At 69.4% G+C, this 22,393-nt stretch carries 21 protein-coding genes and 1 tRNA gene; 17 read left to right on the forward strand and 5 right to left on the reverse strand.

The genetic code is table 11. From position 1 onward, the window contains the following. Positions 1–100 precede the first annotated feature (100 nt). The 3 genes from Q0Q47_RS11180 to Q0Q47_RS11190 all read right to left on the reverse strand — a co-directional run bounded on the left by Q0Q47_RS11180 (position 101) and on the right by Q0Q47_RS11190 (position 2,569). On the reverse strand, positions 101–952 hold the full coding sequence (locus Q0Q47_RS11180; protein WP_293858968.1) for an amidohydrolase: 852 nt from the start codon (positions 950–952) through the stop codon (positions 101–103). A 74-nt stretch (positions 953–1,026) separates the two neighbouring features. Next, positions 1,027–2,346, reverse strand: a complete 1,320-nt coding sequence (locus Q0Q47_RS11185) for an MFS transporter (RefSeq protein ID WP_293858971.1) — start codon at positions 2,344–2,346, stop codon at positions 1,027–1,029. A gap of 146 nt (positions 2,347–2,492) precedes the next feature. Continuing rightward, positions 2,493–2,569: transfer RNA gene (locus Q0Q47_RS11190), tRNA-Pro, on the reverse strand. A 167-nt stretch (positions 2,570–2,736) separates the two neighbouring features. Here Q0Q47_RS11190 and Q0Q47_RS11195 point away from each other — a divergent pair. From Q0Q47_RS11195 to Q0Q47_RS11210, 4 genes are all read left to right on the forward strand, one after another. Further along, the gene (locus Q0Q47_RS11195) at positions 2,737–3,894 is read left to right on the forward strand and encodes a YbfB/YjiJ family MFS transporter (protein WP_293858974.1); all 1,158 of its coding nucleotides are present in this window, start codon (positions 2,737–2,739) and stop codon (positions 3,892–3,894) included. Between the two features lie 61 nt (positions 3,895–3,955). Continuing rightward, positions 3,956–5,206, forward strand: a complete 1,251-nt coding sequence (locus Q0Q47_RS11200) for an aminopeptidase (protein ID WP_293858977.1) — start codon at positions 3,956–3,958, stop codon at positions 5,204–5,206. A 179-nt stretch (positions 5,207–5,385) separates the two neighbouring features. Beyond that, the gene (locus tag Q0Q47_RS11205) at positions 5,386–5,682 is read left to right on the forward strand and encodes a hypothetical protein (protein WP_293858980.1); all 297 of its coding nucleotides are present in this window, start codon (positions 5,386–5,388) and stop codon (positions 5,680–5,682) included. Positions 5,683–5,706: 24 nt separating this feature from the next. Then, positions 5,707–6,483, forward strand: a complete 777-nt coding sequence (locus Q0Q47_RS11210) for a phytanoyl-CoA dioxygenase family protein (protein ID WP_293858983.1) — start codon at positions 5,707–5,709, stop codon at positions 6,481–6,483. A 181-nt stretch (positions 6,484–6,664) separates the two neighbouring features. Here Q0Q47_RS11210 and Q0Q47_RS11215 read toward each other — a convergent pair whose 3' ends face one another. Next, complete coding sequence (locus tag Q0Q47_RS11215) at positions 6,665–7,096, reverse strand: dCMP deaminase (RefSeq protein WP_293858986.1); 432 nt, start codon at positions 7,094–7,096, stop codon at positions 6,665–6,667. A 99-nt stretch (positions 7,097–7,195) separates the two neighbouring features. Between Q0Q47_RS11215 and Q0Q47_RS11220 the strand changes: the two genes are divergently transcribed. From Q0Q47_RS11220 to Q0Q47_RS11245, 6 genes are all read left to right on the forward strand, one after another. Further along, the gene (locus Q0Q47_RS11220) at positions 7,196–8,581 is read left to right on the forward strand and encodes a M20 family metallopeptidase (RefSeq protein WP_293858989.1); all 1,386 of its coding nucleotides are present in this window, start codon (positions 7,196–7,198) and stop codon (positions 8,579–8,581) included. A gap of 144 nt (positions 8,582–8,725) precedes the next feature. Next, positions 8,726–10,315 (forward strand): ABC transporter substrate-binding protein, encoded by a 1,590-nt coding sequence (locus tag Q0Q47_RS11225; RefSeq protein WP_293858992.1) that lies wholly within the window; start codon positions 8,726–8,728, stop codon positions 10,313–10,315. Positions 10,316–10,598: 283 nt separating this feature from the next. Further along, positions 10,599–11,570 carry an ABC transporter permease gene (locus Q0Q47_RS11230; RefSeq protein ID WP_293858995.1) on the forward strand — a complete coding sequence of 324 codons (972 nt, stop codon included), beginning with the start codon at positions 10,599–10,601 and terminating at the stop codon, positions 11,568–11,570. Then, positions 11,567–12,505: an ABC transporter permease gene (locus Q0Q47_RS11235; protein WP_293858998.1), complete on the forward strand. Its 939-nt coding sequence runs from the start codon at positions 11,567–11,569 to the stop codon at positions 12,503–12,505. Before Q0Q47_RS11230 ends, Q0Q47_RS11235 begins: the two co-directional genes overlap by 4 nt. After that, positions 12,502–13,482 carry an ABC transporter ATP-binding protein gene (locus Q0Q47_RS11240; protein WP_293859001.1) on the forward strand — a complete coding sequence of 327 codons (981 nt, stop codon included), beginning with the start codon at positions 12,502–12,504 and terminating at the stop codon, positions 13,480–13,482. Before Q0Q47_RS11235 ends, Q0Q47_RS11240 begins: the two co-directional genes overlap by 4 nt. After that, positions 13,479–14,432 (forward strand): ABC transporter ATP-binding protein, encoded by a 954-nt coding sequence (locus Q0Q47_RS11245; protein WP_293859004.1) that lies wholly within the window; start codon positions 13,479–13,481, stop codon positions 14,430–14,432. Before Q0Q47_RS11240 ends, Q0Q47_RS11245 begins: the two co-directional genes overlap by 4 nt. Before the next feature lie 173 nt (positions 14,433–14,605). On the opposite strand, the gene Q0Q47_RS11250 is transcribed toward Q0Q47_RS11245, so the two are convergent. Beyond that, positions 14,606–14,986 (reverse strand): rhodanese-like domain-containing protein, encoded by a 381-nt coding sequence (locus tag Q0Q47_RS11250; protein WP_293859007.1) that lies wholly within the window; start codon positions 14,984–14,986, stop codon positions 14,606–14,608. Between the two features lie 214 nt (positions 14,987–15,200). Here Q0Q47_RS11250 and Q0Q47_RS11255 point away from each other — a divergent pair, with 214 nt between their 5' ends. The 7 genes from Q0Q47_RS11255 (at position 15,201) to Q0Q47_RS11285 (ending at position 22,390) form a co-directional block, all read left to right on the forward strand. Further along, positions 15,201–16,703, forward strand: coding sequence for an ABC transporter substrate-binding protein (locus tag Q0Q47_RS11255; protein ID WP_293859347.1), 1,503 nt, complete (start codon positions 15,201–15,203; stop codon positions 16,701–16,703). Positions 16,704–16,875: 172 nt separating this feature from the next. Next, positions 16,876–17,817 carry an ABC transporter permease gene (locus Q0Q47_RS11260; RefSeq protein WP_293859010.1) on the forward strand — a complete coding sequence of 314 codons (942 nt, stop codon included), beginning with the start codon at positions 16,876–16,878 and terminating at the stop codon, positions 17,815–17,817. Beyond that, positions 17,817–18,680, forward strand: coding sequence for an ABC transporter permease (locus Q0Q47_RS11265; RefSeq protein WP_293859013.1), 864 nt, complete (start codon positions 17,817–17,819; stop codon positions 18,678–18,680). Before Q0Q47_RS11260 ends, Q0Q47_RS11265 begins: the two co-directional genes overlap by 1 nt. Then, a complete protein-coding gene (locus Q0Q47_RS11270) occupies positions 18,680–19,897 on the forward strand; it encodes an amidohydrolase/deacetylase family metallohydrolase (protein WP_293859016.1) in 1,218 nt (405 codons plus the stop codon). Before Q0Q47_RS11265 ends, Q0Q47_RS11270 begins: the two co-directional genes overlap by 1 nt. Next, the gene (locus Q0Q47_RS11275) at positions 19,894–20,907 is read left to right on the forward strand and encodes an ABC transporter ATP-binding protein (protein ID WP_293859019.1); all 1,014 of its coding nucleotides are present in this window, start codon (positions 19,894–19,896) and stop codon (positions 20,905–20,907) included. The genes Q0Q47_RS11270 and Q0Q47_RS11275 overlap by 4 nt, the downstream gene beginning before the upstream one ends. Continuing rightward, complete coding sequence (locus tag Q0Q47_RS11280) at positions 20,904–21,935, forward strand: ABC transporter ATP-binding protein (protein WP_293859022.1); 1,032 nt, start codon at positions 20,904–20,906, stop codon at positions 21,933–21,935. The genes Q0Q47_RS11275 and Q0Q47_RS11280 overlap by 4 nt, the downstream gene beginning before the upstream one ends. Continuing rightward, a complete protein-coding gene (locus tag Q0Q47_RS11285; RefSeq protein ID WP_293859025.1) occupies positions 21,932–22,390 on the forward strand; it encodes a RidA family protein in 459 nt (152 codons plus the stop codon). The genes Q0Q47_RS11280 and Q0Q47_RS11285 overlap by 4 nt, the downstream gene beginning before the upstream one ends. Positions 22,391–22,393 lie beyond the last annotated feature (3 nt).

Genomic DNA, 22,393 nt, shown 5'->3' on the forward strand with positions numbered 1-22,393 from the left:
CCCGAACGAGTGTTCACCATGTCTCCGGTCTGTACACCAAGCCCGGCCATGACGGCGGAAACAACGAGGGAACTGGCAGGAGCGTTTCGGGCAAGCCCGCCTAAACCCCATACGTCCTGATCGCGGTGTCCCGCCAGAACGCCTTCTGCTCGGTCTCGCTGGCCGTGCCGACGATGCCGTCGAGGATCGCCACCCAGTCGGGGTAGCGGTGGGTGAGTTCCGACACCGTCCAGTCGCTGCCGAACAAAGCGCGGTCGAAGCCGAAGCTGTCGAGCACGTGCTCGACATAGGGCTTCACCGTCGCAGGCGTCCAGGTTTCACGGTCCGTCTCCGTGATCACGCCCGAGACCTTGCAGACCACGTTGGGCAGGCGCGCGAGCTCGCGGATCTGGGCGCGCCAGGGCTCGATCATGCCGTTGCGGATGTCGGGCTTGCCGATGTGGTCGAGCACGAAGCGGACGTCCGGGCAGCGGCGCGCGAGCTCGACGGCGTAGGCGAGCTGCCAGCTTTTGACGCAGATGTCGAAGGTGAGACCGTGGGCGGCGAGGCGGCGCACGCCGGCGATGAAGTTCGGGGCGATGCAGACGGACGGGTCGGGCTCCCCCTGGATGAGCCGGCGGATGCCCACCAGCGACCGGTTCTTCTTCAGCGCCACGAGGTCGTCCTCGACCGCGTCGCCCTTGTCGACCGGCGCGTGGGCGACCATGGCTGCGATGCGAGGGTCGCGGTCGGCAAGCCCCTGCACGAAGGCCGCTTCCTGCAGGTGCAAGCCGGGATCGACGGCCACCTCGACGAAGACGAGCTTCTCGACGGCGACGGGACCCCGCGCCACGTCGAACTCCGCCATGCCGTGGCTGCTGTTGATCCGGGGGACGCTCGCCAGCCAGCCGTAGGACAGGCGCGCGACGTCGTAGAGGTGGACGTGCGAGTCGATGATGGGAAAGGCGGGCATGCGGGCACTCCTCGATCGTTCTCGCCATTTCACCCGCTTGCGGGCGCGAGGCAAGCCGCGACGCGCGGCGGACCTCAGCGCTTCGGCGAAATGGCGAGCGAGGCACCTTTCGGCGCCGTCGGGTCGGGGGCCTGCAGGGGTGTCGCAATGGCGAAGGGGGTTCCCTGGCGGCTCTTGCGCAGGAAGTACAGGCCGGCCATCAGCATGCCGACGGCGCACATGACGCCGTTCAGGCCGACCGCGAACCACACGGCCGCGTTGCTGGCGACGGCGCCCGTGAGGAGCTGTCCGATGGGCGATGAGCCGGCGCCGAGAAGATGCAGCATGGACGCGAAGCGGCCGCGCATCTCCGGCGGCGCCTGCATCTGCATCGACGTCTGGACGGAGGCGTTGAAGGTGATCACCGAGGCGCCGACGCCGGCAAAGAAAAGGCAGCTCAGCGGCAGCCAGGACGACTGGCTGACGGCGACGAGGAACAGCGCGAAGCAGCAGCCCGCCAGCAGGATCCTGCCGATCGAGGGCGGTCCGCTCATGCTCATGACGAAGGCCGCGAGCATCGACCCCGTGCCGAGCCCCGAGTTCAGGAGGCCGAACTGCGCCGCGTCCGCATGGACGAGGTAGATCGCGACGAGCGGCACCATGGTCGCGAAGTTCTGCCCGAACATGCCGATGAAGGCCGCGCCGATGAGCAGCACGAGAATCGAGGGCTGAGACCAGGCGAAATGGGCCGCCTCGCCGATCTGCCGGAAGACGTTGCCGCGCGGGCGGGTGCCGGCCACGTGAAGGGCCGAGGGGTCGAGGAGCAGGAGCGCGATGATCGTTCCCGAGAAGGTCGCGGCATTGATGAAGAAGGCCGCGCCCACGCCGAAGCCCGCGATCGTGAGTCCGCCGAGGGTGGGCCCCAGGATGCGTCCGAGGTTCTGGGCCATCGAGTTGAGCGCGATGGCGTTCGGCAGGACCGAGACCGGAACGAGCTCGCCGATGAAGGATTGGCGCACTGGATTGTCGAGGGCGTTGATGAGCCCGAGCCCGATCGCCAGCACGTAGATGTGCCAGACCTCGGCGATCCCGTGCAGGGCCAGCGCACCCAGGGCGACGGCCTGCAGCGCCCCGAGTCCCTGGGTCACATACAGGAGCTTGCGGCGGGGCAGCCGGTCGGCGACCGCGCCCCCGAACAGCGTCAGCAGCATGACCGGAAGGGATTGGAGCGCGGCGACCGTCCCCAGCGCCAGGGGCGAGTCGGTCAGCTTGAGCACCAGCCAGGCCTGCGCGGTGGACTGCATCCAGGTGCCGCTGATCGACACCATCAGGCCGGCGAAATAGATCCGGAAGTTTCGGATGCCGAGAGCTCGGCCGGCACCGCCGCCGCGAAGCGCATCCAGAAGTCCGGCCATGCTTCTGCGCGCCTTTCCGCGGCACCCTTGCTCGTCACCCAACCCATAGGACCGGCGCGGCCCCGGCGGAAGAGCGTCCAGCGCATGGCCCGGCCAAGAAAAAAGGGCGGCCCGAGGGCCGCCCCTTCTTTTCACAAGCGAAACGATGGTCGGAGCGATAGGATTTGAACCTACGACCCCTTCGTCCCGAACGAAGTGCGCTACCAGGCTGCGCTACGCTCCGCCGTTCCGTTGCGAGGCCGGCTTATAGCCGTGCCCATCCGATCCCGCAAGCCCGGAACATCCGCCATCGGCAATTCTCCGCTCCGGGCTCGCGCGATCGGGGCGGGCGACCTTGGCTCCTGCCCCATTCCCGTGCTTTCTGGCCACCCATGCCCGGGAACGCTCCACATGCCGACGCGTGACGATCCGGTTCGGCTGGCGCTGGGGGGCCTCGTGGCCCTCGCCGCCGCCATGGGCGTGGGTCGTTTCGTGTACACGCCCCTCCTGCCGATGATGGCCGCCGACCTGGGTCTTTCCGGCAGCACGGCGGGCCTCGTCGCCTCGGCGAACTTCCTCGGCTACGTGGCCGGGGCCTTCGCCGCCGGCTATCCGGGGCTCAAGGGCTCCCGGCGGGCCTGGATGATGGGCGCGCTCGCCATCAGCGCGTCGACCACGGGCCTCATGGGGCTCGCTCCATCGCTTGCGCCGTGGCTCGTGCTGCGCTTCGCGGGCGGCGTCGCCAGCGCCTTCGTCCTCGTCTTCGCCTCGACGCTGGTGCTGGACCGCCTGCGTCGCCTGCAGCGTCCCGGGCTCTCCACGGTCCATTTCGCGGGCGTGGGCACGGGAATCGCCGTCTCCGCCGCCTTCGTCTCGGCCGGCGCCGCGGCCGGCTTGGGATGGCGCGGGCTCTGGATGGCCTGCGGAGTGATTTCGGTCCTGGCGCTGGGGGCCGTGTGGCGCCTCGTGCCCGACGCGGAGGGCGGTGTGGCGCCGGCTGCCGTCACCGCGGGGCCGCGCCGGCCCGGCGCCCTGGCGATGAGCGTGGCCTACGGGCTGTTCGGGTTCGGCTACGTCGTCACGGCGACGTTCCTGGTGCTCATCGTCCGCGGCACGCCGGCCGTCAGCGCCCTCGAGCCGATGATCTGGCTCGTGGTCGGGGTGGCCGCGATTCCCTCCGTGGCGCTGTGGACGGCGCTGGCGCGGCGAACCGGACTGGCCTTGGCCTTCGCCGTGGCCTGCGTGGTCGAGGCGGTCGGCGTGGGCTCGAGCGTGCTGTGGCCGACCGCGCCGGGGATCGTCCTGGCGGCTGCGCTGCTGGGCGGCACCTTCATGGGGCTGACCGCGCTCGGCATCGGCGCGGCGCGGGCCCTGGCCGTGGGCGACCCGCGGACGCTGACGGCGGTGATGACCGCGTCCTTCGGCATCGGGCAGATGATCGGCCCGCTGGTGGGCGGATTTCTCTCGGATCGGTCGGGCTCGTTCGTGCAGGCGAGCCTTGTCGCCGCCGCGGCCCTGGTGGGCGCCGCGGGCCTCGCTCTCCACGTCCGGCGCGTTGCGGCCATCTGAAAGGCTGACCGCGCGCTTTCGCGAGGCTATGGTCTGCGCATCCGCATTCGAGGCGAAGTCCATGACCCATCCGAGCAACGTTCCGTCCATCGATCCCGCCAAGCTCGACCGTCTCGCCGAAGTGGCGATCAAGATCGGCCTGAGGCTGCAGCCGGGGCAGGACGTGTTCCTCACCGCGCCGTCCGCCGCCCTGCCGCTCGTGCGCCGCATCGCCGAGCATGCCTACAAGGCCGGCGCGGGCATCGTGACCCCCATCCTCTCCGACGAGGAGGTCACCCTGGCGCGCTACAAGTACGGCGCCGACGCGAGCTTCGACCGCGCCCCCACCTGGCTCTACGAGGGCGTGGCCAAGGCCTTCGGCGACAACACCGCACGCCTCGCCATCGTCGGCGACAACCCGATGCTGCTGTCCAACGAGGATCCGGCCAAGGTCTCGCGCGCCAGCAAGGCGAACTCGATCGCCTACCAGCCCGCGCTGGAGAAGATCGCCGGCTTCGACATCAACTGGAACATCATCGCTTTCCCGGGTGCGTCCTGGGCGAAGCAGGTGTTCCCGGACGACGAGGAGGAGGTGGCCATCGCCCGCCTCGCCGACGCGATCTTCGCCGCGTCGCGCGCCGACCAGCCCGACCCGATCGCGGCCTGGGAGGCCCACAACGCCGCACTCCACGAGCGTACCCGCTGGCTGAACTCCCACCGCTTCGCCTCGCTGCATTTCACGGGTCCGGGCACGGATCTCGTGGTGGGCCTGGCCGACGGCCACCAGTGGATGGGCGGCGCGTCCATGGCCAAGAACGGCATCACCTGCAATCCGAACATCCCGACGGAGGAGGTGTTCACGACGCCGCATGCCCGCCGGGTCAGCGGCACGGTAGCGAGCACCAAGCCGCTCTCCTACCAGGGCACGCTCATCGACAACATCGCCGTGCGCTTCGAGGACGGTCGCATCGTGGACGCCACGGCGAGCCGCGGCGCCGAGGTGCTGGGCAAGGTTCTCGACACCGACGAGGGCTCGCGCCGTCTGGGCGAGGTCGCCCTGGTGCCGCACTCCTCGCCGATCTCGCAGAGCGGGCTCCTGTTCTACAACACGCTCTTCGACGAGAACGCCGCCTGCCACATCGCGCTCGGCCAGTGCTACTCGAAGTGCTTCGTCGACGGCGCCACGCTCACGCCGGAGCAGATCGCGGCGCAGGGCGGCAACAAGAGCTTCATCCACATCGACTGGATGATCGGCTCCGACCAGATCGACATCGACGGCATCACGCCCGACGGCGGCCGCGTGCCGGTGTTCCGCAAGGGCGAATGGGCCTGAGCCGAACACCAGGTCGGGCCGTTTCGTGAACGGCCCGGCTTGACCATGGCCGCGGGCCGGGCTCCCATGGCCGTAGGTGTTGCGGGCGGGGGCTGCCCTTCATGGTTGCGTTTCGGGTGGGTGTGTCGGCGGTTGCCGTGCTGGGGACGGCCTCTGCCGCGCTGGCTTGGAGCGACACGATGGATCGTGTCGTCAAGCGCCGGCAATCGGTCATCGTCTCGCAGTTCTCGCTCCTGAAGGAGTTCTGCCAGCCCGGCCACATCGGCCGGATCGGCATCGATCCGGCCCCGAAGCTGGGCACGCTGCGGGTCGAGACCGGCACGTCCACCCGCAACCCGGCCTGCCCGGGCGTCGCTGTTCCCTACACCCGCGTGACGTATGTGGCCGGCCGGGTGGCCGGGGAAGACGCCTTTACCCTGTGGGTCACCAACGGGGAGGCCCTTGAGCCGATCAAGGTCACGGCTACGGTACGCTGACGCAACGACGAGGGGGGGGGGGGCATGTCCGAGGTGCTGACGCGGGAGGGTGAGCAGCTTCGCCCGGCCTTCGACCGGGATGGCTACGTCTGCGTGTCGCCCCTTCACGACAGGGCGACGATGACCGCCATCGTCGCCGAGATGGACCGCGTCCTGCGCGACGTCGTGCCGACCATGCCCCGGGAGCGCGTCTACCTGGAGGACAAGGACGACCCGACGAGCGTGAAGCAGCTCCAGAAGCTCTTCGAGTACAGCGATCTCTTCCATGACCTGATGTTCGACGGGCCGGCCCGGCGCATCGCCGAGGAGGTGCTGCGCGACGAGGTCGTGCCGATGAACATGCAGTACTTCAACAAGCCGCCGGGCATCGGCCAGCCGACCCCGCCCCACCAGGACGGCTACTATTTCCACCTCGATCCCTGCGAGGCGGTGACCGGCTGGCTGGCGCTGGAGGACGTCGACGACGAGAACGGCTGCATTCACTACGTCCGCGGCTCGAATCGCGCGGAAGGTTTCCGTGCCCACGGGTTCTCGGGTGTCCTGGGCTTCTCGCAGGGCATGACCGATTTCGGATCCGACGCGGACAAGGCGAACACCGTCGCCTTTCCGGGCGGCCCGGGGACGTTCCTCATGCACCACGCCCGCACGATCCACTGGGCCGGGCCCAACCGCTCGCCCACCCGCTCGCGCCGCGCGCTGGGCTTCATCTACTACGGCAAGCGCGCCAGGCTCGATGTGGCCGCCAAGGAAGCCTACCAGAAGCGCCTCGACGAGCGGCTGAAGGCCGAGGGGAAGATTTGATCCTGGGGCCCGATCTGGGTCTGGCTCCATCTCTCCGCGTCATGGCCGGGCTTGGCCCGGCCACCCACGACTTCAGGGCGGACCCGGCAAAGTCGTGGATGCCCGGGCCGAGCCCGGGCAGGACGCGCGCAGGGGAAAGCGCCATTTCGCTGACCCGTCAGCAACGAGAGGGCCGGCCCGCTCACCCCTCCAGCCAGCGCATCTCGACCCCGCCTTCCTCCAGGATCACGCGTGACCGGAGGAATGCGGCCCCCCACACCGGATCCTCGAGCGCGGGGGGAGGGGTGTCGACGCAGGCGAAGCCTGCCAGCACGATCGCCCGGGCGCAGTCGATGCAGGGGAAAAACGTCGTCGTGATGTGAGCGCCTTCCAGCGCCACGCCGCGGCGGGTGGCGGCGAAGATGGCGTTGCGCTCGGCGTGCTCCATCCACACGAAGCGCCCGTCGCCCTCGTGACGCTCGGGGAGGTCGCGCACGCCCGGCGGGAAGGTGTTGCAGGCGGCGATCTCGGTGCCGTCGCGGGCCACGATCACCGCACCGACCTGGCGCACCTTGTTCGGGCTGCCACCGGCCGCCTGCCGTGCCGCAGCCCATCGCTCGCCGAGCCTGATCATCCGTGAACCCCCATCGCGCGTGAGGGGCCAATCTTGCAGGTCGGGCGGCGGACCGCCACTGTGCGCGCTCCCGTGACCATCCTGGTTCGAAATCCCGCCATGTCCCGCGACGCCGCCATCGCCACCGCCGCCTCCCGCATCTCCTCCGGCTCCTTCGCCACGCTGCTCGCGCGCCTCGTCGCGATTCGCAGCGCAAGCCGGGAGCCGTCGCTCCGGGAAGCGCTGTCCGACTACCTCGGGGTGGAGATTGTCCCGTGGGTGGAACGCATGGGGTTCGTGACGCGCACGCTCACCGATGCGGCGGCGCCGGGTCCATTCCTGCTCGCCGAGCGGATCGAGGACCCGGCATTGCCCACGGTGCTCGTCTATGGCCACGGCGACGTGGTCACGGGCCTCGACGAGCATTGGAGCGCGGGGCTGTCGCCCTGGGTCCTCACCGAGCGGGACGGGCGCTGGTATGGCCGCGGCACCGCCGACAACAAGGGCCAGCACGCCGTCAATCTCGCCGCGCTGGAGGACGTGCTCGCGGCGCGCGGACGGCTCGGCTTCAACTGCAAGATCCTGCTGGAGATGGGCGAGGAGAGCGGGTCGCTCGGGCTCGACACCATCTGCGAGGCGCATCGCGAGGCGCTCGCCGCCGACGTCCTGATCGCCTCGGACGGCCCGCGCCTCGCGCTCGACAGGCCGACGATCTTCCTCGGTGCCCGGGGCGGCCTGAGCTTCCATCTCACCCGGACCGCGCGCGAGGGCTTCCACCATTCCGGCAACTGGGGTGGGCTCCTGTCCAACCCCGGCGTCGAACTCGCCCACGCCATCGCCTGCCTCGTCGGGCGCAACGGCGAGATCCGCGTGCCGGAGCTGAAGCCGGCCTTCATCCCCGACAACGTCCGCAAGGCGCTCGAGGACTGCACGCCGGAGCCGACGCCCGAGGACCCGGAGATCGAGCCCTGGTGGGGCGAGCCGGGGCTCACCGCGGCCGAGAAGGTGTTCGGCTGGAGTTCGCTCGAGGTCATGGAGTTCTCCTGCGGCAATCTCGAGCGTCCGCTCTATGCCATCCCGCCCAGCGCCACGGCGCGCATGCAGCTGCGCTTCCCGGTGGGGGTCGATCCCAAGGCGGTCGTGCCGGCCGTCCGACGCAACCTCGATGCTCACGGTTTCGAAAGCGTCGAGGTGAGGGCGCATTCGGACGCCATGTTCCTGGCGAGCCGCATCGATCCGGACCATCCGTGGGTGCGGGCCGTCGCCGGATCGTTGGCGCGCACGCTCGGCCGGCCACCCGCCATCCTGCCCAATCTGGGCGGCTCGCTGCCCAACAACCTGTTCTGCGACGGGCTCGGCCTGCCCACGATCTGGATCCCGCACTCCTATCCGGGCTGCCGCCAGCATGGCGCCGACGAGCACCTGCCCATCGCCGTGGCCGAGGAGGGCCTGCGCATGATGGCCGGCCTGTTCTGGGACCTGGGCGAGCCCGGCTTCGCTCCCTGAACGGCGCGAATCCTGCAAGGCATCGCGGGAGCGTGATTGATTCCGCATATCGTATACTGTTACGATCCGGCACCTCCGGGGGAGCGGCCTGAAGGCCGTCGCCGGAGCGTCACAAAAGCGGGTCAGAGGGGAAGGGCCATAGCCATGTCGCGATCGTCGTTTGCCAAGGTTGCCGCCGTCGGCGGCGTTCTGTGCGCCAGCCTCCTGGCAGGGGTGTCCGCGCAGGCCGCGAGCTTCAAGTTCGCCGGACCGCTCGATGCCTACACGCTCGACCCGCACGCCGTGTCGAACACGCTGATCTTCGCGATCCTGAGCAACGTCTACGAGCCGCTGGTGCGCCGCGGCGCCGACCTCAAGATCGAGCCGGCGCTCGCCACGAGCTGGAAGCAGATCGACGACGGCTGGCGCTTCGAGCTGCGCAAGGGCGTCAAGTTCGCCGACGGGTCCGACTTCAACGCCGACGACGTGGTGTTCTCCTTCAACCGCGCCAAGGCCGGCGGCGTGAAGAGCAACCTCGCCACGATCGCATCGGCCGTGAAGGTCGACGACTACACGGTCGATCTCAAGACCACCGGCATCGACCCGATCGTGCCGTTCGAGATCGTCAACTGGTTCATCATGGACAAGGAGTGGTCGGAGAAGAACAACACGGTCCAGCCCGGCTCCGCCGACAACAAGACCGAGACCTTCGCCAACCGCAACGTCAACGGCACCGGGCCCTACCGCATCGCCTCGCGCGACCCGGGCGTGAAGATCGAGTTCGAGAAGAACCCGACCTGGTGGGACAAGCTCACCGGCAACGTCGACAAGGCGACCTTCTTCGTCATCCCGAACAACGCCACCCGCGTCTCGGCGCTGATCTCCGGCGAGGTCGACATGATCGACTCGCTCCCGGCCCAGGACACCCAGCGCGTCGCCGCCGACCCGAACCTCAAGGTCCAGGCCGGTCCCGACCTGCGCACCGTCTACATCCAGCCGGATGTCGCCCGCGACGAGCTGCAGTTCAGCGACGTGAAGGGCAAGAACCCCTTCAAGGACATCCGCGTCCGCCAGGCGATGCAGCTCGCCATCGACATCGAAGGCATCAAGCAGAAGGTCATGCGCGGCTATTCCGTGCCGGTCGGCCTGCCGATCGCCAAGGAAGTGAACGGCTTCGACCCGGTACTCGGCGAGCCGACGAAGCCCGACGTGGACAAGGCCAAGGCGCTGATGGCCGAGGCCGGCTACAAGGACGGTTTCGCGGTCACCCTCGACTGCACCAACGACCGCTTCATGGGTGACGAGGCGACCTGCCTCGCGATCGCCCAGTCGCTGGCGCGCATCAACATCAAGGTCGAGCCGCGCGCGCAGACGACCGGCAAGTGGGCCCAGCAGATCAACCCGCCGGGCTACAACACGAGCCTGGCGATGCTCGGCTATTCGCCCTCGACCTATGACGCGCACCTGTTCCTGAGCTCGATCGTGGCCACCCGCGATCCCAAGTCCGGCCGCGGCACCTTCAACATCGGCGGCTTCTCCGACGAGAAGCTCGACGACCTGATCACCAAGATCCAGAACGAGAAGGACCCGACGGCCCGCAACGCGCTGCTCAAGCAGGCGATGACGCGCCTGAAGGAGACCGCCGGCTTCATCCCGCTCCACCAGCTCAACATCCTGTGGGGCGTGAAGAAGAACGTCGACGTCGTGCAGCCCGCCGACCTCGGCTTCCCGCTGCGCTACTACGTCGTGAAGTGAGCTTGTGAGCCGTCATCTGCTTCAACCCGCCCCCATCTCCCTCAATAAGGGGCGGGTCTCCAGCTTGCGCCACCTTCTCCGCGTCCTGGCCGGGCTTGGCCCGGCCATCCACGACTGGAGGATGACCCCGGCAAAGTCGTGGATGCCCGGGCCAGGCCCGGGCAGGACGGCGGAGAGGTGGTCGCGAAAGCGACATGCGCGCTGCTGGGAAGTTCGCGAGATGGGCGCTCACGCCTCAGGGATGAAGAGCCGGCTTGTCTCGATAGCACCCGGGGAGGCCTGAGTGCTCGCCTATGCCTCGGGCCGTCTCGTGCAGACGGTCCTCGTCCTGGTCATCATCAGCTTCATCGGCTTCCTGCTGGTCTCCAACCTCGGCGATCCGCTGGCATCGTTGCTGACGGCCGATTCCACCGCGGCCGACCGGGCGGCGATGATCAAGGCCCTGCACCTCGACGAGCCGATCACCACGCGGTTCCTGAGCTTCTTCGGCGGCCTGCTGCAGGGCGACTTCGGCATCTCCTACCGCTCGCACGAGCCGGTGGCCAAGCTCATCGCGGAGCGCCTGCCCGCGACGGTCGAGCTGGCTCTGGCGAGCCTGTTCATCACCCTGCTCGTGGCCGTGCCGGCCGGCGTCCATTGCGGCGTGCATCCGCGCTCGGCGCTGGCCAAGGCCATCATGTTCGGCTCCATCGCCGGCGTGACGCTGCCGAACTTCGTGGTCGGCATCGCGCTCATCGGCATCTTCTCGGTGAAGCTCGGCTGGCTGCCGTCCTTCGGGCGCGGACAGGTCGTCGACCTCGGCTTCTGGCGCACGGGGCTGCTGACGGCCTCGGGCCTCAAGGCCATCATCCTGCCCGCGATCGCGCTCTCCACCTTCCAGGTGGCGCTCGTCATCCGGCTCATCCGCACGCAGCTCATGGAAGTGGGCCTCAGCGACCACGTGCGCTTCGCCCGTGCCCGCGGCCTCACCGACAACCGCATCTGGTACGTCTACGCGCTGCGCAACACGCTGCTGCCGGTCGTCACCATGCTCGGCCTCCAGCTCGGCAACATCATCGCCTTCTCGGTCGTCACCGAGAACGTCTTCGCCTGGCCCGGCCTCGGCTCGCTGTTCCTGCAGTCGATCCAGGCGGCCGACATGCCGGTGATCTCCATCTACCTCATCCTGATCGGTGCCATGTTCATGGTCATCAACCTCTTCGTGGAGCTCAGCTATCCGCTGATCGATCCGCGCGTGCTGAGGCGCAAGGCATGAGCGCGGTCCCATCCCCCGCCACGCCGGCCCGTCCCTCCGCCGTCCTGCGCCTGTTCGAGGCCGCGAAGGGCGCGCCCGGTCCGACCCTGGCCGCCATCGTCGGCATCCTGCTCGCAGCCTTCGCCTTCATCGTCCCGCTGTTCGCGCCCGACCCGTTCAACCTGGCTTCGACCTCGGTGATGGACGCCTTCACCCCACCGATGTGGATGGCGGACGGCAGCAAGGTCTTCCCGCTCGGCACCGACGACCAGGGCCGCAACATGCTGACCGCGCTCGCCTTCGGGCTGCGCACCTCGCTCATCGTCGGCCTCGCCTCGGTCGCCATCGGGCTCCTGGTCGGCGGGGCTCTCGGCCTCACCGCGGGCTTTGCCGGCGGCTGGGTCGATTCCCTGATCATGCGCGTCGCCGACGTGCAGCTCGCCTATCCGGCGCTGCTGCTGGCCATGATCATCGATGGCGCGGCGCGGTCCGCGCTCGGCCAGCAGCGCGACGTGAAGACGGCCATCGCCATCGTCATCATCTCGATCGGCGTGGCCTTCTGGGTGCAGTACGCGCGCACCATCCGTTCGTCGGTGCTGGTGGAGCGCGACCAGGACTACGTGGCGGCGGCGCGCGTCACCGGGCGCAGCGCGCTCGGCATCGTCGTCCTGCACATCCTGCCCAACGTCATGGCGCCGGTGCTGGTCATCGCCACGATCAATCTCGGCGTTGCCATCATCACGGAGGCGACGCTCAGCTTCCTCGGCATCGGCATCCCGCTGACGCAGCCCTCGCTCGGCACGCTCATCCGCAACGGCAACAACTTCCTGCAGTCGGGAGAGTGGTGGATCGCGGTGTGGCCCTGCGCGCTGCTGATCGCCTTCGTGGTCTCGGTCAACGTGCTCGGCGACCACCTGCGCGACGTGTTCAACCCGCGCCTCAGGGGCCGGTCGTGAGCGCGGCGCTCCTCGAAGTCCGCGACCTGCGGGTGGAGCTGAAGCGCGGCAAGCAGCAGCTCACCGCGCTCGACGGCATCTCCTTCGCCATCGCGCCCGGCGAGGTGCTGGGGGTCGTCGGCGAATCCGGCGCGGGCAAGTCGCTCACCGGCGCCGCCATCATCGACCTCCTGGTGCCGCCGCTGAAGCGCACCGGCGGCGAGATCGTGCTGTCCGGCCGGCACCTCGACGCGTTGTCGCGCGAGGACATGCGCAAGGTCAGGGGCCGGCGCATCGGCTTCATCGCCCAGGACCCGATGACGAGCCTCAATCCGGTCCTCACCATCGGCCAGCAGCTCGTCGACACCATCGTCACGCACCTGCCCGTGTCGAAGGAAGAGGCGCGACAGCGCGCCGTGCGCTGGATCGCCCGCGTGGGCCTGTCGGATCCCGCGCGCCGCCTCGACCAGTATCCGCACCAGCTCTCCGGCGGCATGCGCCAGCGCGTCGTCATCGCCCTCGCGCTCTGCGCCGAGCCCGAACTCGTCATCGCCGACGAGCCCACGACGGCGCTCGACGTGTCGGTGCAGGCGCACGTGCTGCAGGTGCTGCGCGACCTGCACGAGGAGACGGGCGTCGCGGTGATGCTGATCACGCACGACCTCGGCGTCATCGCCAAGATGGCCGACCGCGTCGCCGTGCTCTACGCCGGACGCGTGGCCGAGATCGGCCCGACGTCCGAGGTGTTGCGGACGCCGCGCCACCCCTACACGAGCGGGCTGATGCGGGCGACCGTGGCCCCGGGGCTCGACCGCAAGGCGCTGGATCCGATCCCGGGCTCGATGCCGAACCTTTCGTCCATTCCGCCGGGCTGCGCCTTCAACCCGCGCTGCGCGCGCGCCACCGCCGAGTGCCGGTCGCAGCGCCCGCCGCTCGTCGACTACAGGGATGGCGCCGGCAAGCACGCCTGCTTCCATCCGCTGGAGGACGGACGATGAGTGCGGCGGACATGCTCGTCGTCGACGGGGTCAGCAAGGTCTTCGCGGGCGAGGCGGGGTTCGTCGGCAAGCTGCTCGGCCGCAGCGGGGTCGGCACGCGCGCCGTCGACGAGGTGTCGCTCACGATCCGCCGCGGCGAGATGTTCGGGCTCGTGGGGGAGAGCGGCTGCGGCAAGTCCACGCTGGCGCGCATGATCGCCGGACTGACCCCGCCGACGCAGGGGCAGATCGCGCTGACCGGCGTCTCGGGCCACAAGCCGCGCCTGCAGATGATCTTCCAGGATCCGTTCTCGTCCCTGAACGGCCGCTGGACGGTGGGCCGCATCGTCGCCGAGCCCATTCGCGTTCACGGCCTGCGCGAGGGCAAGGCCGTCGAAGCGCGGGTGCACGAACTGCTGGAGCATGTCGGGCTTTCGGCGGCCGATGCCTACAAGTACCCGCAGGAGTTCTCCGGCGGCCAGCGCCAGCGCATCTCCATCGCCCGCGCACTCGCCGGCGAGCCGGACTTCCTCGTGCTCGACGAGCCGACCTCGGCGCTCGACGTCTCGGTGCAGGCGCAGATCCTGAAGCTCCTCGACACGCTGCAGTCGGAACTGCACCTGACGAGCCTCTTCATCACCCACAATCTCTCGATCGTGCGGCTGATGACGGACCGGCTCGCGGTCATGTATCTCGGGCGCATCGTGGAGGAGGGGCCGACCGAGCAGCTCTTCCGCTCGCCGCGCCATCCCTACACGCGGCTCCTGATGGACGCGGCGCCGGACCTCGACACCGAGGACCGCAGCCTGCATCCCATCCCGGGCGACCTGCCCAAGCCCGGCACCCCGATGCCCGGCTGCCGCTTCGCCAATCGCTGCCCGCGCGCCGCGGACCTGTGCAAGGCGCAGGAGCCGGCGATGACGGCGGGGGAGGGCGGTGAGCGTTTTCGGTGTCACTTCCCGCTGGATTGAGCGGGCTGGACGATCCTGTCGGCCTTATCCGTCCCGCCTCCATCTCACGGCGTCCTGGCCGGGCTTGGCCCGGCCATCCACGACTTTGCCGAGGCCGCCCCGAAGTCGTGGGTGCCCGGGCCAAGCCCGGGCATGACGCGCGGAGGGAGTGAGGCGTTACTCCGAGAGGGCCCTCACACCTTCTCGATCTCGATCCCGGTCGCCGCCAGGTCCTTGAAGCCGCCGATGTTGTAGACGTCGGAATAGCCCATGGCCTTCAGCGTCTGGCCGGCCAGCGCCGAGCGGCCGCCCGAGGCGCAGTGGACCAGCACGGTGGCGTCCTTGCGGAAGGCGGGGTCGTGGTAGGGGCTCTCGGGGTCGGCGCGGAACTCGAGCATGCCGCGCGACACGGCGACCGCGCCCTTCAGCTTGCCGGACTGCTGGACCTCGGTCGGGTCGCGGACGTCCAGCACGAGCACGTTGCCGGACTTCATCTTCTCGGCGGCCTCGATGGGCGACAGCTTGGGGACGGCCGCGTTGGCGGCGGCGAGCATGTCCTTCACGGATGCGGGCATGGGCATTCCTCGATGGTTGTGACGATCGAGCCGGTCGCGGCCGGCAACGGACGATGAGCCTGCGCCCGGCACACGTCAACGCGGGCCGCCTCCATTGACGATCCCGTCGACTTGAGTCCACTATACCATAATAAGGTTGCAAGTTCCACAATAATGGAATGAGGAGGGTCGCTTGAAGGTACTTCGTCGCACGCTTCTGGCCGGTACCGTCGCCCTGGCGGGCGTGGCCGCGCTGTCCACCGCTCCGGCCTGGGCCCAGGCCAAGGGTGGCGTCATCAACGTCGCCACCGTCGGCGAGCCGCCGACCCTCGACCCGATGGTCTCCACGGCCGACCTGGTCGGCATCATCACGCAGCATTTCTACGAGACGCTGTTCACCTTCGACAAGAACTGGAAGGTGACGCCGCTCCTCGCCGAGACGATGCCCGACATCTCGGCCGACGGAAAGGTCTACACGATCAAGTTGCGCCAGGGCGTGACCTTCCACGACGGCTCGACGATGACGTCGGCCGACGTCGTGGCGTCCCTCAAGCGCTGGATGGACCTCGCCTCGCGCGGCAAGCAGGCTGCCGGCTTCATCGCCGGCGTCGAGGCCGTCGACGGCGCGACCGTGAAGCTGACGCTGAAGGAGCCCTATGCGCCGCTCCTCGCGCTGCTGGCCTTCAACAACGCGGCAGCCGTCATCATGCCTGCCGGCAAGATGGAGAACCCGCTCAAGGAGCCGGTCGGCACCGGGCCCTACAAGCTCAAGGAGCGCAAGGCGGACCAGTACATCCAGCTGGTGCGCCACGATGGCTACAAGTCCCGCGCCGGCGAGCCGGACGGCTATGGCGGCGCCCGCAAGCAGCTCCTCGACGAGATCCGCTTCGTGCCGGTCCCGGACCCGAACACCCGCGTCGAGGGCGCCATCTCCGGCCAGTACGACTATGTCGACGCGCTGCCGGTCGAGGCCTTCCCGCGCCTGCAGAACCAGAAGGCCACGCAGCCCGTGATGCTGAAGCCCTTCGGCTGGCCGGTGTTCGTGATGAACACCAAGCAGGGCATCATGTCGAACCTCGACGCGCGCCTCGCGGTCCGCACCGCGCTGAGCGAGGAGGACATGCTGACGGCCGCCTTCGGCTCGAAGGACTTCTTCGCGCTGAACGCCGCCTACTTCCCCAAGGGCTACGTCTGGAACACGGACGCCGGCACCGAGGGCGCCTACAACATCGCCGATCCGGAGAAGGCCAAGGGCCTTCTCAAGAAGGCCGGCTCCGAGGGCAAGCCGCTGCGCATCCTCACGAGCCGCCAGTACGAGTTCCACTACAAGATGGCGCAGGTCGCCGCCGAGTACCTGAAGCAGGCGGGTTTCGCGGTCGAGCTGATGGTCGTGGACTGGGCGACGCTGACCCAGCGCCGCACCGACCCGGCGCTCTGGGACATCTACATCACCCACAGCCCCTTCCTGCCCGAGCCCGCGCTCACCGGCATCCTGTCGGAAGCCTCGCCCGGCTGGTGGTCGACGCCGGGCCGCAAGAAGGCCGTGGATGCCTTCAACTCCGAGCCCGATCCGTCAAAGCGCCCGGCGCTGTGGGCGGAGGTCCAGAAGGTCATCTACGCCGAAGTCCCGGCCATCAAGATCGGTGACTTCAACGCGCTCTCGGCCCAGGCGCCGAAGGTGACGGGCGTGGACCCGGCCCCCTGGCCCTACTTCTGGAACGCCTCGGTTTCGAAGTGATCGGACGGAGGGCGCGCTCGGCGCGTCTTCCGAGTAGCTCGCCTCAACCTCTCCGCGTCCTGGCCGGGCTTGGCCCGGCCATCCACGACTTCGGGATGGCCCAAGCAAAGTCGTGGGTGCCCGGGCCAAGCCCGGGCATGACGGAGAGAAGGGTGTCAAACCAAGGTCCGCGATGAACCGCTACATCCTCCAGCGCTTCCTCGGCATGCTGGCCGTGATGTTCGTCGTGGTGACGGTGGTCTTCGTCATCGTGCGCATCGCGCCGGGCGATCCGGCCTCGGTGATGCTGGGGCCCGACGCCACGCCGGCCGACGTCGCGGCGCTCAGGACACGGCTGGGGCTCGATCGGCCGCTGGTGGTGCAGTACGTGCTCTTCCTCGGCCAGCTCCTGCGCGGCGACCTCGGCGAGTCGATCTTCCTGAACAAGCCCGTGCTCAGCGCCATCGCAGACCGCGCCGAGCCGACCTTCTTCCTGACGCTGTTCTCGCTGGCCATCGCCTCGTTCATCGCCATCCCGGTCGGCATCTACGCGGCCTACCGGCGCGGCTCGCTGTTCGACCAGGCCACCACCACGGTCGCCATGCTGGCGGCCTCCATCCCGAGCTTCTGGCTGGGGCTCCTTCTGATCCAGTGGCTCGCCGTGCGCTTCGGCGTGTTCCCGGTCTCCGGCTATGGCGGGCCCGGCGCCAGCCTCGCCACGCGGCTCTACCATCTCGTGCTGCCGGCCATCGCGCTCGGCATCGTCTCGTCGGCGCTGATCCTGCGCTTCACGCGGGCCAGCATGCTCGACGTGCTCGGCGACGATTACATACGCACCGCCCGCTCCAAGGGCATGGGCGAGTTCCGCGTGGTCATGCGCCACGCCTTCAAGAACGCGCTGATCCCGATCCTGACCGTGCTCGGTCTCACCGCCGCGCTGCTCGTCTCGGGGGCCGTGGTCACCGAGACGGTGTTCAGCCTGCCGGGCGTCGGCAGCCTCGTCGTCTCGGCCGTGCTGCGACGTGACTACCCGGTCATCCAGGGCGCGCTGCTGGTCGTGGCCGCGCTCTACGTCATCATCAACTTCCTGATCGACATGCTCTATCTCGTGGTCGATCCGCGGGTGCGCTACTGATGGCCGCCGTCGCCGCAGACGCCCCGACGCGCGGGCAGGCGTTGCGCCAGCTCCTGCGCCGCCGCACCGTGCTCATCGGCATCCTGATCCTGCTGGTGATCGCCACCGCCGCGATCCTGGCGCCGTGGATCGCGCCGTTCCCGCCGAACCGCCTGTCGATCGTCAACCGCCTGAAGCCGCCGAGCGCCACCTACTGGTTCGGCACCGACGAGTTCGGCCGCGACGGCTTCACCCGCACGCTCTACGCCGGCCGCCTGTCGCTGCTGGTCGGCATCTGCGTCGTCGTCTTCGCCTGCGTGGTCGGAATCACGCTCGGCCTCGTGGCCGGCTTCTTCCGCCGCCTCGACACGCCGATCGCGCGCATCATCGACGCGATGATGGCGTTTCCCGACATCCTGCTCGCCATCGCTCTCGTCGCCGCGCTCGGGCCCTCGCTCGCCACCGTCATCGTGGCGCTCGGCATCGTCTACGCGCCCCGCCTCGCGCGCGTCGTGCGCGCCTCGACGCTGGTGATCCGAGAGCTGCCCTATGTCGAAGCGGCGCGGGCGCTGGGCGTGCCGACCTGGCGCATCATGACGCGCCACGTGCTGCGCAACCTCGTCTCGCCCATCCTCGTGCAGGGCACCTTCATCTTCGCCTACGCCATGTTGGCGGAGGCGGGGCTCTCGTTCCTCGGCGTCGGCGTCAGCCCCGAGATCCCGACCTGGGGCACGATGATCGCCGCCGGCCGGCAATATGTCGGCCAGGCCGACTGGATGACCCTGTTCCCGGGCATCGCCATCGTGCTCAGCGTTTTGTCGCTGCAGCTCGTCGGCGACGGCCTGCGCGACCTCCTCGATCCGCGTCTCAGAAAGGATCTGTGATGATCCCGTTCCCGCCCGAAACCGGGCCCATCCTCATCGCCGGCGCCACGCCCGTGGCACTGGGCGTCCCGCAGAGCCCCACCGACATCCTCGTGGATGCGCAGGGCAAGGTGCAGGCGACCGGCCAGGGCCTCTCCGCGCCAGATGGCGCGCGCCGCATCGATGCCGCGGGCCTCTTCATCTCGCCCGGCTGGGTCGATCTGCACGCCCATGTCTGGTACGGCGGCACGGACATCTCGATCCGCCCGGCGCTGTGCGGGCTGGAGCGCGGCGTCACCACCATCGTCGACGCGGGCTCTGCGGGCGAAGCCAATTTCCACGGCTTCCGGGAATACGTGATCGATCCGGCGCGCGAGCGCATCAAGGCGTTCCTGAACGTCGGGTCGATCGGCCTCGTCGCGTGCAACCGCGTCAGCGAGCTCATCGACATGCGCTCGATCGACCTCGACCGGACCATCGCGGTGGTCGAGGCGAACCGCGACGTCATCATCGGCATCAAGGTGCGCGCCAGCGGCGTCATCGTCGGCGCCTGGGGCATCACGCCGGTCAAGATCGCCAAGAAGCTCGCCCGCGTCCTGAAGCTGCCGATGATGGTGCATGTCGGCGAGCCGCCGCCCCTCTACGACGAGGTGCTCGACTTGCTCGATCCGGGCGACGTCGTCACCCACTGCTTCAACGGCAAGGCCGGCGGCAGCATCGTCGAGGACGACATGCTGTTCGCGCTCGCCGAGCGCTGCGCGGGGGAGGGGATCCGCCTCGACGTCGGCCATGGCGGCGCGTCCTTCTCGTTCCGCACGGCCGAGATCGCCATCCAGCGCGGGCTGCTGCCGTTCTCGATCTCGACCGACCTGCACAACCGCTCGATCGACAGCCCCGTCTGGGACATGGGCACCACCATGTCGAAGCTGCTGGCCGTCGGCATGCCGTTCGAGAAGGTCATCGAGGCCTCGACGCTGGCGCCCATGAGCGTCATCGGCATGGCGACCGAAGGGCTCCTGAAGCCGGGTGCGCGGGCCGAGTTCACCGTGTTCTCGCGTGACCCGAGCGACCTCTCGATCCGCGACTCAATGGGGCACGAAGCGGTGCTGCGCGAGCTGCTCGTTCCGCGCTGGGCGGTGATGGGCGACCTCGTCGTGAAGGCGAGCCCGTACCGTCCGCACGAGACGACGGCGGGGCCGAACGGCTGCCCGCATTGCGGCTGGGCACCCGGCCGATGAGCGCTGCGGCCGACGACGCGATCCTGCGGGTCGAGAACCTGCAGACCTGGTTCGAACTCGGTTCGCGGGTCGCGAAGTCGGTCGACGACGTCAGCTTCACGGTGGGCCGCGGCAGGACCGTCGCCGTCGTGGGCGAGAGCGGTTCGGGCAAGTCGGTGACGAGCCTGTCCATCATGCGCCTGCTCGCCCCACCGGGGCGCATCGTGGGCGGGCGCATCCTCTACCGTACGGCGACCGGGGAGGAGATCGATCTCGCGCGGCTTCCCGAGAGCCGCATGCGGGGCGTGCGCGGCCGGGAGATCGCCATGATCTTCCAGGAGCCCATGACGAGCCTGAACCCGCTCTACACGGTGGGCGACCAGGTGATGGAAATGATCCGCCTGCACGAGCCGGTCTCGGCGGGCGAGGCGCGGGCCCGGGCGCGGCGGATGCTGGAGCTCGTCGAGATCCCGGCGGCCGAGCGCCGCCTCGACGACTATCCGCACCAGATGTCGGGCGGCATGCGCCAGCGGGCCATGATCGCGCTGGCTCTCGCCTGCAATCCGCGCGTGCTGATCGCCGACGAGCCGACGACGGCGCTCGACGTGACCATCCAGGCGCAGGTGCTCGACCTCCTGCGCCGGCTCCAGGCCGAGCTCGGCATGAGCATCATCTTCGTCACCCACAATCTCGGCGTCGTCGCCGAGATCGCCCACGAGGTGGTGGTGATGTATGCCGGCAGGGTCGTCGAGGCCGCCGCCGTGAACGACCTCTTCGACCGGCAGCGCCACCCCTACACCAAGGGCCTGCTCGCCTGCATCCCGCGCCCGGGCATGCGCCGCGACGAAGTCGACGGGCAGGTGCGCCTGACGCCGATCCCCGGCACCGTGCCGAGCGTCACGGCGCTGCCCACGGGCTGCAGCTTCGCCCCGCGCTGCCCGCTGGCCGTCGCGAAGTGCGAGGAGCCGCCGCCGCTGATCCCGGCGGCGCCCGGCCATCTCAGCCGCTGCTGGAGGCACGAGGACGTATGAGCGCCGCTCCAAAGAGTGCTCCGGCCGACGTCCTGCTCTCGGTGCAGGGCCTGACCAAGACCTTCGACGTCCGTGGCGGCCTCGTCCGCGCGGTCGACGACGTCAGCTTCGACGTCCGGCGCGGCACCATCGTCGGGCTCGTCGGGGAATCTGGATCCGGCAAGACCACGATCGGCCGCACTGTGCTGCGCCTCGTCGAGCCCTCGGGCGGCAAGATCGTCTATGACGGCGTCGACATCGCGGCGCTGCCCGAAGGCGCCATGCGCGCCTACCGGCGGCGCATGCAGATCGTCTTCCAGGATCCCTATTCGAGCCTCAACCCGCGCATGCGGATCGAGGACATCATCGGCGAGGCGATCGACACGCACGGCCTCGCGCGCGGATCGGCGCGGCGCGATCGCATCGCCGACCTGCTCGCGCGGGTGGGACTGGCGCCCGAGCACGCGCGGCGCTTCCCGCACGAGTTCTCCGGCGGGCAGCGCCAACGCATCGGCATCGCCCGGGCGCTGGCCGTCGAGCCGGAGTTCATCGTCGCCGACGAGCCCGTCTCCGCCCTCGACGTGTCGGTGCAGGCGCAGGTCCTCAACCTCATCCAGGACCTGCAGCAGGCCTTCGGTCTGACGCTGCTCTTCATCGCCCACGACCTCTCGGTCGTCGAGTATCTCTGTGACGAGGTGGTGGTGCTCTATCTCGGTCGGGTTATGGAGCGCGGCCCCAGTCGGCAGGTCTATGCCGCCCCGCGCCATCCCTACACGCAGGCGCTGCTCTCGGCCGCGCCCGTGCCGGACCCGCGCGCGCCGCGCAACCGCGTGGTTCTGCAGGGCGACATCCCGAGCCCGATCAACCCGCCGTCCGGCTGCGTCTTCCGCACCCGCTGCCCGTCGGCCGCCGCCGCCTGTGCCGAGGTCGTGCCGCCGCTCGATGGCGTCGGCCCGAGCCACGCGGTCGCCTGCATCCGCAAGGACGAGCCCGACGTGCTCGCCCGCATCCACCCCGCCGCCGGCGGGCCCACACGGAGTTCGCCATGACCACGCCTTACGACCGGCTCAAGGCCCTCGGGATCGTGCTGCCCACGCCGCCGACCCCGATCGCCAATTTCGTCACCCATGTGGAGGCCTCGGGCCTGCTGTTCCTCTCGGGCCAGGGGCCGCGCGAGGCGGACGGGCGCATGCACACCGGCAAGGTCGGCGGCGGCGTCTCGGTCGAGGAGGCCTACCAGCACGCCCGTGTCACCGGCATCAACCTGCTGGCCGTGATGCACGCGGCGCTCGGCGACCTCGGCCGCGTGAAGCGCGTCGTGAAGCTGCTCGGCATGGTCAACGCCACGCCGGAGTTCGGCGATCACCCCAAGGTCATCAACGGCTGTTCGGACCTGATGGTCGAGGTGTTCGGCGATGCCGGCCGGCATGCCCGCTCGGCGGTCGGCTTCGGCTCGCTCCCCGGCCAGATCACCGTCGAGATCGAGGCCGTGGTCGCGATCTGATGG

Source organism: uncultured Alsobacter sp., assembly GCF_945952055.1.
Classification (GTDB): Bacteria; Pseudomonadota; Alphaproteobacteria; order Rhizobiales; family Beijerinckiaceae; genus Alsobacter.